12 protein-coding genes are annotated in these 12,460 nt (G+C 69.5%); 8 read left to right on the top strand and 4 right to left on the bottom strand.

Annotated features, from left to right (window positions below):
* Window positions 1–125: 125 nt before the first annotated feature.
* Window positions 126–842 (top strand): FHA domain-containing protein, encoded by a 717-nt coding sequence (locus tag G6O69_RS29120; protein ID WP_172306743.1) that lies wholly within the window; start codon window positions 126–128, stop codon window positions 840–842.
* Window positions 843–846: 4 nt separating this feature from the next.
* On the opposite strand, the gene G6O69_RS29115 is transcribed toward G6O69_RS29120, so the two are convergent.
* From G6O69_RS29115 to G6O69_RS29105, 3 genes are read right to left on the bottom strand one after another with little or no spacing between them, the layout of a single operon-like run.
* Complete coding sequence (locus G6O69_RS29115; protein WP_172306742.1) at window positions 847–2,379, bottom strand: metallophosphoesterase; 1,533 nt, start codon at window positions 2,377–2,379, stop codon at window positions 847–849.
* An 18-nt stretch (window positions 2,380–2,397) separates the two neighbouring features.
* Window positions 2,398–2,730, bottom strand: coding sequence for a divalent-cation tolerance protein CutA (cutA, locus tag G6O69_RS29110; RefSeq protein ID WP_172306741.1), 333 nt, complete (start codon window positions 2,728–2,730; stop codon window positions 2,398–2,400).
* A 50-nt stretch (window positions 2,731–2,780) separates the two neighbouring features.
* Entirely contained in the window at window positions 2,781–3,371 is a 591-nt protein-coding gene (locus G6O69_RS29105) for an NAD(P)H-dependent oxidoreductase (protein ID WP_172306740.1), read from the bottom strand.
* A 252-nt stretch (window positions 3,372–3,623) separates the two neighbouring features.
* On the opposite strand from G6O69_RS29105, the gene G6O69_RS29100 reads away from it, so the two are divergent.
* The 7 genes from G6O69_RS29100 to G6O69_RS29070 all read left to right on the top strand — a co-directional run bounded on the left by G6O69_RS29100 (window position 3,624) and on the right by G6O69_RS29070 (window position 10,863).
* Complete coding sequence (locus G6O69_RS29100; protein WP_255215899.1) at window positions 3,624–5,030, top strand: lysine 2,3-aminomutase; 1,407 nt, start codon at window positions 3,624–3,626, stop codon at window positions 5,028–5,030.
* 98 nt (window positions 5,031–5,128) lie between these two features.
* Window positions 5,129–6,253 carry a mechanosensitive ion channel family protein gene (locus G6O69_RS29095; RefSeq protein ID WP_172306739.1) on the top strand — a complete coding sequence of 375 codons (1,125 nt, stop codon included), beginning with the start codon at window positions 5,129–5,131 and terminating at the stop codon, window positions 6,251–6,253.
* Window positions 6,254–6,261: 8 nt separating this feature from the next.
* On the top strand, window positions 6,262–7,191 hold the full coding sequence (gene sigJ / locus G6O69_RS29090; RefSeq protein WP_172306738.1) for an RNA polymerase sigma factor SigJ: 930 nt from the start codon (window positions 6,262–6,264) through the stop codon (window positions 7,189–7,191).
* 45 nt (window positions 7,192–7,236) lie between these two features.
* A complete protein-coding gene (locus G6O69_RS29085; RefSeq protein ID WP_172306737.1) occupies window positions 7,237–7,938 on the top strand; it encodes a hypothetical protein in 702 nt (233 codons plus the stop codon).
* A 100-nt stretch (window positions 7,939–8,038) separates the two neighbouring features.
* A complete protein-coding gene (locus tag G6O69_RS29080; protein ID WP_172306736.1) occupies window positions 8,039–9,454 on the top strand; it encodes an FAD-binding oxidoreductase in 1,416 nt (471 codons plus the stop codon).
* Window positions 9,455–9,493: 39 nt separating this feature from the next.
* Entirely contained in the window at window positions 9,494–10,234 is a 741-nt protein-coding gene (locus tag G6O69_RS29075) for an SDR family NAD(P)-dependent oxidoreductase (RefSeq protein ID WP_172306735.1), read from the top strand.
* A gap of 35 nt (window positions 10,235–10,269) precedes the next feature.
* Entirely contained in the window at window positions 10,270–10,863 is a 594-nt protein-coding gene (locus G6O69_RS29070; RefSeq protein ID WP_172306734.1) for a hypothetical protein, read from the top strand.
* A gap of 360 nt (window positions 10,864–11,223) precedes the next feature.
* Here the strand turns inward: G6O69_RS29070 and G6O69_RS29065 are convergent, their stop codons facing one another.
* Window positions 11,224–12,408: a serine/threonine-protein kinase gene (locus tag G6O69_RS29065; protein ID WP_172306733.1), complete on the bottom strand. Its 1,185-nt coding sequence runs from the start codon at window positions 12,406–12,408 to the stop codon at window positions 11,224–11,226.
* Between the last annotated feature and the right edge of the window lie 52 nt (window positions 12,409–12,460).

Below are 12,460 nucleotides of genomic sequence, written 5' to 3'. Positions count from 1 at the left end.
TCCGCGCGTCACAAACGCGCGCGGCGGCGACGTCCAGGCACTCTCCGTCGCGGCCCCATCCGTGGATTTGCGGTATCGTAGGGCGAGTGGGCACAGAGTACCGACTCAAGATCGGGGGCCGTACCATGAAGCTGCCCCAGGGCACGCTGGACGTCGGGCGCATGGCCGACTGTTGGCTGACCCTCGACGACGATCTGACCAGCCGCTACCACGCCCGCTTTCACGTCGGCGCGGCTGGCGTCGAGCTCGAGGACCTCGGCAGTCGCAACGGGACCTTCGTCAACGGCCAGCAGATCGAGGGCCGGCGGCGCCTCGCCCATGGCGACGAGCTGCGCATCGGCCGAGAGACCATCGCCGTGCTCGGTGACGAGGAGGAGGACGAGGCCAACGGCGCGCTGCGGCGGACCATTGGCCCCGGTGAGGACTCCAAGTTCCCCACGCTGATCGGCCAGCTGGTCGAGAAGAGCCTCAACATGGGCAAGCTCAAGGAGGCCGAGCGCTACGCCCTGGCTCTGACCAACCAGCTGACTACCACCCGGGTGGCGGTGGATCACCCGACCTCGCTCTCGGCCGTGCGCTGTCTGGTCGCCCTCGCCGAGAAGACGGCCTCTGGAGTGTGGATCGATCGCCTGTTCAAGCTCCACGCCGTCAACCGCTGGATCATCCGACCCGAGATCCTCGAGCGCGTGCGTGGAGCCCTCGACCGCATTCCACGGGTGCCCGGCAATGGGATGCAGGACTACGAGGCGGCGCTGCGCCAGATGAGCCGGGAGGGCGAGGACGTCGACGGTCGGCTGACGGCGACCATCGCCGAGCTGACGGACGCCTACACCAAGAACTGAGCCCTCAGCGCGGCTGCACGCCGCCTTGGCGGCGCGGCTCGGCCTGGGGGTTGCGCTCGTCGAGCAAGATCACCGGCGCGGCCGCCTGGCGCCCGGGGCTCCAGTAGAGCAGCTCGGCCTCGTTCTCGCGCATGCGCAGGAAGGTGAACTGGACGCGCTCCCGGGGCATGAGCACGTCGTGGGTGAACACGGCCAGCCAGGTCCCGGTGTTGTAGTACCAGGCCGGCTGCCCCCCGGGGCGCTCGAGCCGCCACAGGACCTCGTCGTGGGTGTGGCCAAAGGCCACCACGGGCACGTCGAGGATGTTGACGATCTTCTGGGCCGCGCGGCGCAGGGGCGAGGAGTTTTGCCGCGGGCTGCGGAACAGGCCCCAGCCGATGCCGAAGATCGCGGCGACCAAGAAGGTGAAGTCGAGGGCCATGAAGAGCATGGCCTTGACCATGAAGCCGCCCTTGAGCTGGGCGATGGCGTGGAAGCCCGCGAACCACAGGCCAAAGACCAGGGCCGCGAGGGCGACGATGCCGAGCAGGGCGGTCAGGACCTGGCGGGTGAGGGTGCTGACCGCCTCGACCACGCTGGCTCCGCGCTCCTTGAGCGCGTCGACTTCGCGCAGCTTGTCACCCAGGGCCCCGGCCGTGGGCAGCTCGGCGAGCTCGTCGAGGGCGCGCTTGTGGGCCTCGCGGTAGGCGGCGCGAGCCCGCGACTGGTTTTGGGCGATGCGCCGGATGGCCTGGGGCCAAAAGCGCAGGTGGCTGATCAGCACGCGCCAGATCAGGTGCGGGGTGTTGCTCAGCAGCCACTTGGCGTAGCGGGTGTGCGCCCGGGTGCTGGGCACGATGAAGGTGATCGCGCCGAAGCCGTTGAAGAGGTAGCGCTGGAAGAAGTTGCCCAGCGGCATGTCGTACTCGGACTCGTGGACCTCCCGCGGGGCCTCGGCCAGAGCGCCGCGCAGCTGGTAGGTGAACGCGTTCTCGGGGTCGTACTGGCAGCCGTGCTCGATCCAGATCCGCCCGGGCTCGTACCAAAACCACGGCGGGAAGCGCAGGCGGTCGCCGGCGTCGGCGACCTCGCGCTCGGCCGTGGCCCGCTCGCGGACGCGGCCGAGCACGTATTTTTCGATCTGCCGGCGGACCGGCGCCCACTGGATCTCGATGTCGTGGTTGCCCGGGAGGATCACGACCTCGTGGCCGGCGACGAGCAGGCGAGCGAGGCCGTCGACGAAGCCGGGGTGGCCGTCGAGGATGTCGGCCATGTCCCGGGCCGCGCGATCGGGGGTCATGAACGGCCCGAACTGGCGCTCGACCATGGTCGCCTCGGGGGTCTGCGGCGGACGATCGATGCGCAGCATGTCGAAGGCGTCGCCGTTGATGATGAAGCGCAAGCTCGCGTTGCGCTTGGTCGCGTCATCGATCAGCCACTGACAAAAGGCGCGGAAGTCCTCGTCGTAGAAGAAGGCCTCGAGCTCGTGGTAGCGGCCCGTGAACGCGTTCTTTCCCCGGCCGAGGTGAAAGTCGCTGACGATGACGAGGTCGTGCATCGGCGGGGGAGAAGCCTATCAGCCCGCGCTGGCCCGCGTCACTGTGCGCAGCCACTCGAGGTAGGGACCGTTGACCGCGTGGGGGTCCAGGCCGAGGATCTTGGGGACCTCGTAGGGGTGGGCCTGCTCGAGGGCCGCGATGGCCTCGGCGGCTCGCTCGCTGGGGGTCTCCATCAGCATCAGGACCTCCTCCTCGTCCTGGAGCTCGCCCTCCCACCAGTACAGGGCGCGCGCGCCGGGGAGCAGGTTCGCGCAGGCGATCAGCCGGGCCTCGAGCAGTTGTCGGGCCAGGGTGGGGGCCACCTCGGCGGGGGCCGTACACAGCAACACTCGCAGGCCGGGCTCGCTCACGCCCCGAGTATGCCCCCGGGGCCGCGCGCGCCCAACAGATCGGCGCGCACTCAATGCAGCCCGGCGAAGCCAGCGGCCACGCCCTCGCGGGAGCGGCCGTCCTCGAAGGCCGCGCGCAGCACCGGCGCGTAGCGGGCCACGTCGTGGCCGATGCGACGGACGCGGTCGATGACCCGGGCGTCGCGGAGCTCTCCGGCCTCGTAGGCGGTCGCGGTCGCGGCCGCGTGGAAGGGGAGCACGAAGCCGTGGCACCACTGAAAGCAGTTCTTGACCGCGGTGATCGACATGTCTCCAGTGCCACCGCCGGTCGAGGCGACCACGCCCGCGAACTTGCCGGCGAGCTCCGGGTAGAGGAAGTCGAACCAGTTCTTGAGCGCGCCGCTCATGCTGCCGTGATACTCGGGCGTGCCGAGGATGAAGCCGTCCGCCCAGGCCGCAGACTCGCGGACCTCGATGACGGCGGGGTCTTTGGCCTGGTCCGCGTCACCCCAGACCATGACGGGCAGGGGGGTGCGTTCGAGGGAGAGCTCGCGGACCTCGGCCCCCGCCTGGCGGGCGGAGTTGGCGGCGAGCGCCGTCAGTTGTTCGAGCTTTCCATCGACGCGGCTCGAACCGCAGACCACGAGGATCTTGGGCGTCATGGACGCTGTTTAGACCGGCTGTGTCGAAGGGGCAACGAAGGCCGTGTCAGCTTGCATGTTCGCGGGAATTCTGGCATAGCCAAAGCACCGTTGAAGCTCGTCGAGGTCGTGACTCATGTCATGGCGCGATGGGTTCCGGGCGCGCTCGCGCTCGCTTTTTGACACTCCAATCCGCGCCGGAAGCCTCACGAGGCCCCGGTGGCGAAGGCCAGACCGCGCGCCCATAGCGTCCACGGTCCCCGTTGTTGAAGCATGCAACATCCTGCCCCCGACGTATTGCCTCGATATCGTGCCATCACCCGCGCCAACGTCCACGAGACCCCACAATGGGCCTGGTTGACGGAGGATCAGCGAGAGGCCCTGCGCGTGGTCTCTACGGTCTTGCCCTTCAAGACCAACCAATACGTGATGCGCGAGCTGATCGACTGGCGGCGCGTCCCGGACGACCCGATCTTTCAGCTGACCTTCGTGCAGCCGGAGATGCTCGACACCGAGGACTACGCGACCATGGCGAGGCTGCTGCGCGCGGGCGCAGACAAGGCGGAGGTCGACGCTGCGGCCAACCAGATCCGGGCGCGGCTCAACCCCCATCCCGCAGGCCAGCTGACCCACAACGTGCCGGTGCTCGACGGCCAGCGCCTCGACGGGATGCAGCACAAGTATCGCGAGACGCTGCTCTTCTTCCCCAGCCAGGGGCAGACCTGCCACGCCTACTGCACCTTTTGCTTCCGCTGGGCGCAGTTCGTGGGGCTCTCGGATCTCAAGTTCGCCTCGCGGGAGACGGGCGCGCTGATCGCCTACCTCCAGGCCCACCCCGAGATCAGTGATCTGCTGGTCACGGGCGGCGACCCCATGGTGATGCGCACCAAGGCGCTGCGTCGGACCCTCGAGCCGCTGCTCGATCCTCGCCTCGAGCTCGAGCACCTCGACAACATCCGCATTGGCACCAAGTCCGTGGCCTACTGGCCGCAGCGCTACGTCCACGACAAGGACGCCGACGACCTGCTGCGCTTCTTCGAGCAGATCGTCGCCTCGGGCCGTCACCTGACGATCATGGCCCACTACAACCACCCGCGGGAGCTGAGCACCGAGGTCGCCCGCAAGGCGATCGCACGGATCCGCAGCACGGGGGCGCAGATCCGCATGCAGTCGCCGCTGATCCGCCGGATCAACGACAGCGCGGACGCCTGGGCCGAGCTGTGGCGCACGGGCGTGAGCTTGGGCTGCGTGCCCTACTACATGTTCATCGAGCGTGACACGGGGCCCAAGGGCTACTTCGAGGTCCCGCTGGTGCGCGCCTGGGAGATCTTCCGTGACGCCTACAGCCAGGTCTCCGGCCTGGCGCGGACCGTCCGTGGCCCGTCCATGTCCGCCTTCCCGGGCAAGGTCGCCATCGACGGCGTGACCGAGGTCGCGGGCGAGAAGGTGTTCGCGCTGCAGTTCCTCCAGGCGCGCGACCCGAGCTGGGTGCGCAGGCCCTTCTTCGCCGCCTACGACCCCGAGGCGTCGTGGCTGGGCGATCTGCGCCCCGCCTTTGGGCGCGAGCGTTTCTTCTTCGAGGAGGAGGGCTTCGAGGAGGAGGGCGACGCGCCCAAGCGCGCGCCCAGGCGCTCCCTGCCCACCCTTCAGAATTTCTCCGAACAGTCGCTGGGGAGCTGAGGCGGGGTTCGAGTCCCGCTTTGGCTGAGAGCCGTGGCCTGGTGGCCACGGCTTTCATTTTGTCAGTGGATGCGATAGGAGCCCGCGAGGGGCGATAGATGAAGAACCTTCTCGACTACGAGCTCTTCGCGGGGACCAACCCCAGCGGTGAGGCCTACATCGTCACGGTGGAGGACCTCGGGATCGCGCTGTTGGTCGTCATCGTCGGCCTGGCGCTGTCCTGGACGATCAAGCGGGTGTTCTCGGCGCTGGCCAAGCGGGCCCGACCCGGGTCCACGCGCGAGGCGGTGTTCAGCGCCTTCGACGGCCCGCTGCGCTGGATCTTCCTCGTCGCGGCCCTGTGGGTCAGCTACCTGCTGGCCACCCACCAGCCGATCCGCGCGGGCCTGCTCTCGCCGATCTTCCTGGCCACCGAGCTGCCCTTCTTGATCTGGTTCGCCAACCAGCTGATCAACAACTTCACGGCGATCTGGGGCGAGAAGGCCGAGAACACCGAGGGGACCTTCGACGACCAGCTCGTCCCGGTGGTCAGCACCCTAGCCAAGGTGCTGATCGTCGTCGTCGGCGTGCTCTTGGTGTTCCAAAACCTCGGCTACCAGGTCGGCTCGCTGCTCGCTGGCCTCGGCCTGGGTGGCGCGGCCATCGCCTTGGCCTCGAAGGACACCATCGCCAACTTGTTCGGCTCGATCGTGATCTTCGTCGACCGCCCGTTTCAGGTCGGCGACTGGGTCGAGATCGGCGAGCACGAGGGGACCATCGAGGAGGTCGGGCTGCGGGTCACGCGGATCCGCACCTTTGCGAACAGCCTGATCACCATCCCCAACTCCACGCTCACGACCACGGCGATCAACAACTGGTCGCGGATGCAAAAGCGGCGCATCAAGCTGACCATCGGCGTGACCTACGACGCCACCCCGGACCAGCTCAAGGCGGCCGTCGACGGCATCCTCGAGGCCCTGCATGGCGATCGGCGCATCGCCCAGGACTTCATGCTGGTCAACTTCACGAACTTCGGGGCGAGCAGCCTCGAGATCTTCGTGTACTGCTTCACGCTGACCACGCGCTGGGACGAGTACATGCAGATCCGCGAAGAGGTGCTGTTCGAGTTCATGCGCCGGCTCCACGACCTCGGCCTGAGCTTCGCCTTCCCGAGCCAGAGCCTGTACATCGAGTCCATGCCGCCGGGGGCGCCCCAGGCCATGGATCGCCAGCTGCCGCACTGACGCGGACCATGAGCGCGAGCACGCCTGATCCCTCGGAGACCTTCGAGGCCCTGCGTCCTCGGCTCTTTGGCGTGGCCTACCGCATGACCGGCTCGGTCGCGGACAGCGAGGACATCCTCCAGGAGGTCTACCTGTCCTGGGCCCAAAAGGCGGGCGCTGGCGTCGAGGTCGACAGGCCGGCGGCCTACCTGACCCGCAGCGTGGTCAACCGCGCCCGGGATCTGGCGCGCTCGGCGGCTCGGCGGCGCGAGCACTATGTCGGCCCATGGCTGCCGGAGCCCTGCACCGAGGCGCGCTGCGTGGGCTGGCCGGGGACAGGGCAGGGGCGCGACGCCGAGGCCGGCTTGGAGCTGGCCGACTCGCTGCGCATGGCCTTCATGCTCGTCCTCGATCGCCTCGAGCCCGACGAGCGCGCGGTGTTCATCCTCAAGGACGTGTTTGGCCAGCCCTTCGCCGAGATCGCCGAGATCGTGGGGAAGAGCGAGGTCGCCTGCCGCAAGATCGCCGAGCGCGCGCGCAAGCGGGTCCGGGCCGAGCGGCCGCAGCTCGATCTCGACCGCGAGCGCACGCAGCGGGCCATGTTCACATTCTTGGCGGCGGTCGAGAGCGGGGAGATTGGGCCGCTCACGGCGATGCTGCGCGAGGACGCGGTCTTCCTCAGCGACAGCGGGGGCAAGGCCTCGGCGGCGCGCAAGCCGGTCCACGGCGGGGAGAACATCGCCCGGTTGATGCTCGGCCTGCGCCGCCTGCAGCCCGCCGACGGGCGGGTGGAGCCGGTGTGGATCAACGACGCGCCCGGGCTGATCATGCGCACGCCGGCGGGGATCGAGACCTGCCTGACCGTGGATATCGACGCCCAGGGGCAGATCACCGCGATCTACGCGATCCGCAACCCGGACAAGCTGACCAAGCTCGACGCCGGCCCGACAAAAAAATAGCCGCGGCTGTCACGAAGCGCGGCGGCGCCTCGTCGTGGTGGCGAGATGCCAAAGGACACGACTGACGCTCGCGCGCGCGCCAAGCTGCTGCGCGCGCTGATCCGCCTCCAGGCCGGGAGCGGCCTGGTCTTCACCCTCTTTTTGGCCGCGCACCTGCTGATGGCGGTCTCGGCCGTGTTCGGGCAGGGGCCCTTCGACGCGATCCTCGGGGGGATGCGCGCGGTCTACGATCTCCCGGTGGTCGGTCTCGGCCTGCTGGCCACGCTCGCGGTCCACGTGCTCGCGGGGTGGTGGCGCTGGGCGGCCTTCGGGCGCAGCAAGCCCAAGCCCAAGCAGGAGGTCACCCGCGCGCACCGGCTGGTGGGGCGGGTGCTCTCCTTCGTGGTCGTCGGCCACATCCTGGGCGCCCGCGGGCCGGTGTGGTTCGGAGGCCTCGAGACCGACATGTCCTTGGTGACCTACACCCTCGATCACGCGGGATGGTTCTATTATCCCTACTATGCGGCGCTCTTCGCCGCCGGGGCCTTTCACATGATCCGCGGGGTGCAGGTCGCCGGGGGCTCGCTGCGCCTGGGTCTGCCCGCCAAGGCCCTGCGCATGTCTCAGACGAGCTGGCGGCGCCTGGCCGTGGTCACCCTGGGCCTCGGCGCGCTGATCACGGTGGCGATCGGCGGGAGCTACTACGCCGTCGATCGCTCGAGCTACGCGGCGCTGACCGCCTACATGGAAAAAATCACCCCTTGGTGAGCAGCACCCCAGCTGGGGGCTGTGCAGGGCGGGAGGATTTTTCGTGCAGGTGGGCCAGGGCGCTTGGCGAGGGCCGCTCGGGCCGCCTAGGCTCCACGCCATGAGCGAGCAGGCCGAGCATCAGCCGGGCGGGGTGGTCGCCCTGCGTGACCCCGAGACGACCCTGGTGCCGGGCCCCACGCTGGCCGCGGGCGAGGTGCCCACGCTGGCCGGCTGGGGCGGCCTGGCGCGCCCCGGGGTCGAGGTCCGCGGCGAGGACCTCGAGCGGCTCACGGCCGGGCGGGTGCTCTCTCGCGGCCTCGGCCGGGCCTACGGCGACTCGGCCCTGCCGCCGCCGGGGGTGCTCGAGGTCGCCAGCACGGTCCTCGCCGATCGCATCTTGGCCTTCGACCCGGCCACGGGGCTGCTCCGCGCCGAGGCCGGGCTGAGCCTCTTCGCCCTCAACCGGATCATGCTGCCCCAGGGCTTCTTCCCACCGGTCACCCCGGGCACGCAGTTCGTGACCCTCGGCGGGGCCGTGGCCTCGGACGTCCACGGCAAGAACCACCACGTCTCGGGCTGCTTTGGCGAGCACGTCACCCGCCTGCGCATGCGCGTGGCCGACGGCCGGGTGCTGTGGTGCTCGCGGGAGGCGCACGCCGATCTCTTCTGGGCGACGATCGGCGGCATGGGCCTCACGGGCCACATCCTCGAGGTCGAGGTCCGCCTCGAGCGGGTGCCGAGCTCGTGGATCTGGCAGCAGGCGTTTCGGATCCCCGACATCGACGCCTTCGTCGAGCGGCTCACGGGCTCGGCCAGCGAGTGGCCGATGACCGTGGGCTGGATCGACTGCGTGTCGCGCGGGCGCGAGCTCGGGCGGGGGACCTTGTTTTGCGGGCGCTGGGCCACGGCCGCGGAGGCGCCCGATCGCTTCGCCAAGCCCAAGCCGCGGATCTTCGTGCCCTTTCGCCTGCCGAGCTGGACCCTCAACCAGCTCACGGTCAAGGCCGCGAACACGGTGCTCTACTACAAGCAGCCCAAGCGCAGCGAGGGCGTCGTCCACTGGGAGAGCTACTTCTACCCGCTCGACATGATCCGCCACTGGAACCGGATCTACGGCAAGGCCGGGTTCACCCAGTACCAGTGCGTGCTGCCGCGCTCGGCGGGCAATGGCGCGGCGCGGCGCTTCCTCGAGGTGTTGAGCAAGCAAAGCGGGGGGACCTCGTTTTTGTGCGTGATCAAGGACTGCGGGCCGCAGAGCCAGGCGATGCTGTCCTTCCCGATGCCGGGGATCTCCATCGCCCTGGACATCCCGGTGCGCAAGGACACCCAGGCGCTGATCGACGCCCTCGATCGCCAGACCCTCGAGGAGGGCGGGCGCATCTACCTGACCAAGGACGCCTTCACCCGCGCCGAGCACTTTCGGGCCATGGACGGCGAGCGCCTCGACGCCTTCATGGCCGTGCGCCGACGCTGGGACCCCCAGCTGCGCCTGCGCAGCGCGCAGTCCGTGCGCCTGCTCGGGGATCCCGCCTGAGCTGGCTGGCTGTGGCCAAACGCGCTAACAACCCCGGCCATGCACGTCGCCATCATGGGGGCCACCAAGGGCATGGGCCGCGCGCTGGCGCGGCTGATGGCGGCGCGGGGCGATCAGCTCGCGCTGCTCGGCCGTGACCCGGAGGCGCTCGACGGCTCGGCCCGCGACCTCGAGGTCCGCGGCGGGGGCAAGCATCAGGTCCACACGCTCGCCTGCGACCTCGGGGATCCGGCGAGCTTCGGCCCGGCGCTGGCGGCCGCCGAGCAGGCCTTGGGCAAGCTCGACTGCGTGGTCGTGACCGCCGGGATGTTCGCCACCCAGGAGGCCCTCGAGGCCGATCCCGAGCAGGCCCTGAAGCTCGTGACCCTCGACTTCGCCAACACCGTGGGCTTTTGCGAGCACGCCCGGGCCCGGCTGCTGGCCGGGGGCGGGGGCAAGCTGTGCGTGTTCAGTTCGGTCGCCGGGGATCGTGGGCGCAAGCCCGTGGTCATCTATGGCGCCGCCAAGGCGGGGCTCTCGGCCTACCTCGAGGGCCTCGACCACAAGTACCGCGCGCAGGGGCTGGAGACGATCTGCGTCAAGCCGGGCTTCGTGAAGACCGGGATGACCGCCAACTTGAAGCCGCCGCCCTTCGCCGGCGAGCCCGAGGGCGTGGCCAGGCGGGTGCTGGCGGCCATCGATCGCGGCAAGCCGGTGGTCTACGCGCCGTGGATCTGGCGCTACATCATGCTGGTGATCCGCTGGCTGCCGCGCTTCGTGATGCGCCGGATCGGGTTTTGAGCGCCGCCGCGCGCGGCCTTGTATGATGGTGGCCCATGCGTCCCTTGCTTCGCCAGCGCTGCCGCGCCTGCGGCTCGGAGGTGCTCGAGGGGCTGTTCTCGGGGATGCAGGCCTGGGAGTGTCGCAACTGCGGCCTGGGCGGGGGGCGTGAGCTGGCCGCGGCGCGCTGGCGCCAGCTCGAGGAGCAGGCGAGCGCCTCGCAGGTCGACGCGGTGACGATGAGCGCCGAGGCCAAGCGGGCGGCCGACGCGATGCGCTGGAAGACCGCCCTCAACGCTCTGCGCCGGGCCCAGATGTTGCTCTTGATGCTGCGCTGGGGCCTGGACCTCCAGGCGGACGACGACCCGCGGATCGGGCACGTCCGCCTGAGCGTGCTGGTGTGGAGCAGCAAGTGCCTGCGCGAGGCCGGGCGCCTGGTCGGCGGGTGGCTCTACGTGTCCGCCGACGAGCGCTGGGACCTGTTCGAGTTCGAGGCCAGCCTCGACCGAGACCTGCGGGTGCTGACCGGCGAGGTCACCAACGTGTTCGCCTCGAACGCGAGCTTCCTCGAGGCCCTGGTCGAGCGCCACCTGTCGAGCATGCAGCTGCTGGTGGATCGCAGCGAGCATCTCGACGTGGCTATCACTTGAAAGGGGGCTTTCACAAAGCCCCCTCACTGCGGACGGCAAGCCGCCCTCCGTTCACCCCAAACGCTCGCCTCTTGGCGAGTGGCTGGTTTTGAAAGGGGGCTTTCACAAAGCCCCCTCACTGCGGACGGCAAGCCGCCCTCCGTTCACCCCAAACGCTCGCCTCTTGGCGAGTGGCTGGTTTTGAAAGGGGGCTTTCACAAAGCCCCCTCACTGCGGACGGCAAGCCGCCCTCCGTTCACCCCAAACGCTCGCCTCTTGGCGAGTGGCTGGTTTTGAAAGGGGCTTTCACAAAGCCCCCTCACTGCGGACGGCAAGCCGCCCTCCGTTCACCCCAAACGCTCGCCTCTTGGCGAGTGCGATCTAGTGGCGGTCGCGGGGATCGGGGGGCAGGGCCGGCGGGTCGTCGCGCATCGGCGAGGTCGAGTGCAGCACGTGCTGCATCAGCAGGCGGTTGCGGCTCATGTTGCGGCGCATGGCCTTGAGCGAGCTGATGTTGGCCTCGTCGTGGTCGGCGGTCCGGCCCTTGCGGCGCTTGTCGTCGGCCACGGCGCGCATGACCAGATAGATGATCGGTAAGAGCGCGTACTCGAACACCAGCAGGCCCAAGGTCCCCGCGAGGGCGCCGAGCCACACGAGGATCGACATGGGCTTGGGGACCTCGGCGAGCTCCTGAACGAACTCGGGGACGGCCAGGGCGGCGCCGGTGCTCGGCTGGGCGCCGGTGTTCGCGTGCGCGCCGGTGCTTCGATGGGCGCCGGTGCGAGGGTTGGCGCGGCCTGCGATGAGCGCCCGGGCCTCGGCGACGCTCTGGGGACGGTCGCGGGGGTCGGGCTGAAGCAGGGCCTCGAGCACCTCGCGCAGGCTCGCGGGCACGCTGAGCGCGTCGAGGTCGATGGCCAGGCCCTGGTGGGGGAGCTCGTCGGCGGGGCGCCCGGCCGCGAGGGCGGTGACCGTGGCCCCGAGGGCGTAGAGGTCGACGGCGGGGCCAGCGTCGCCGTGGAGCTGCTCCGGGGCCATGTAGCCGAAGGTGCCGATCATCGTCGAGCCGCCCTCGGGACGGATCGCCACGCGCACGCCGCCAAAGTCGACCAGGTGCAGCTGACCGTCGGCGCTGCGCAGCAAGTTGGCGGGCTTGATGTCGCGGTGGATCACCGGGGGGCTGCGCGAGTGCAGGTAGTCGAGGATGTCCAGGGTGTCGAGGAGCACGCGGCGCAGGTCGGCCGCCTCGAAGCTGCCCGGCTTCTTCATCAGCTCGGCCAGGGTCTGGCCCTCGACCAGCTCCATGACCAGGAAGTAGTCGCCGCTCTGCTCGCTGGCGAAGCTGTCACGAAAACGCGGGATGCCGCGGTGTTTCAGCGAGCGGAGCACCTCGACCTCGCGCTCGAACAGCTCGAAGGCCTTCCAGTCGTGCTGGCCGCCGAGGGTGAACACCTTGACGGCGACCTCGTCCCCGCGCGAACGATCGATGGCGCGGTAGGTGTGCCCTTGGCTGCCGCCACCGAGCAGGTCCATGATCTGGTAGCGCTGGAGACCTTCGAGGGCCACGGGTCACTTTCGATACTGCGCGGCTCAAATGCAAGCGCGCTGGTCGAGAGGG

This window comes from Pseudenhygromyxa sp. WMMC2535 (assembly GCF_011083025.2).
Note: the sequence above shows the minus strand (reverse complement) of the source record. Positions and strands in the feature narration are given on the sequence as shown.

What these genes read in the sequence shown, in the direction of transcription:
- G6O69_RS29105 (WP_172306740.1), bottom strand. Translation starts at nt 3,371, where the DNA reads ATGACGCCCAAGATCCTCGTGGTCTGCGGTTCGAGCCGCGTCGATGGA.
- G6O69_RS29085 (WP_172306737.1), top strand. Translation starts at nt 7,237, where the DNA reads ATGCCAAAGGACACGACTGACGCTCGCGCGCGCGCCAAGCTGCTGCGC.
- G6O69_RS29070 (WP_172306734.1), top strand. Translation starts at nt 10,270, where the DNA reads ATGCGTCCCTTGCTTCGCCAGCGCTGCCGCGCCTGCGGCTCGGAGGTG.
- G6O69_RS29095 (WP_172306739.1), top strand. Translation starts at nt 5,129, where the DNA reads ATGAAGAACCTTCTCGACTACGAGCTCTTCGCGGGGACCAACCCCAGC.
- G6O69_RS29100 (WP_255215899.1), top strand. Translation starts at nt 3,624, where the DNA reads ATGCAACATCCTGCCCCCGACGTATTGCCTCGATATCGTGCCATCACC.
- G6O69_RS29080 (WP_172306736.1), top strand. Translation starts at nt 8,039, where the DNA reads ATGAGCGAGCAGGCCGAGCATCAGCCGGGCGGGGTGGTCGCCCTGCGT.
- G6O69_RS29120 (WP_172306743.1), top strand. Translation starts at nt 126, where the DNA reads ATGAAGCTGCCCCAGGGCACGCTGGACGTCGGGCGCATGGCCGACTGT.
- G6O69_RS29075 (WP_172306735.1), top strand. Translation starts at nt 9,494, where the DNA reads ATGCACGTCGCCATCATGGGGGCCACCAAGGGCATGGGCCGCGCGCTG.
- G6O69_RS29115 (WP_172306742.1), bottom strand. Translation starts at nt 2,379, where the DNA reads ATGCACGACCTCGTCATCGTCAGCGACTTTCACCTCGGCCGGGGAAAG.
- sigJ (WP_172306738.1), top strand. Translation starts at nt 6,262, where the DNA reads ATGAGCGCGAGCACGCCTGATCCCTCGGAGACCTTCGAGGCCCTGCGT.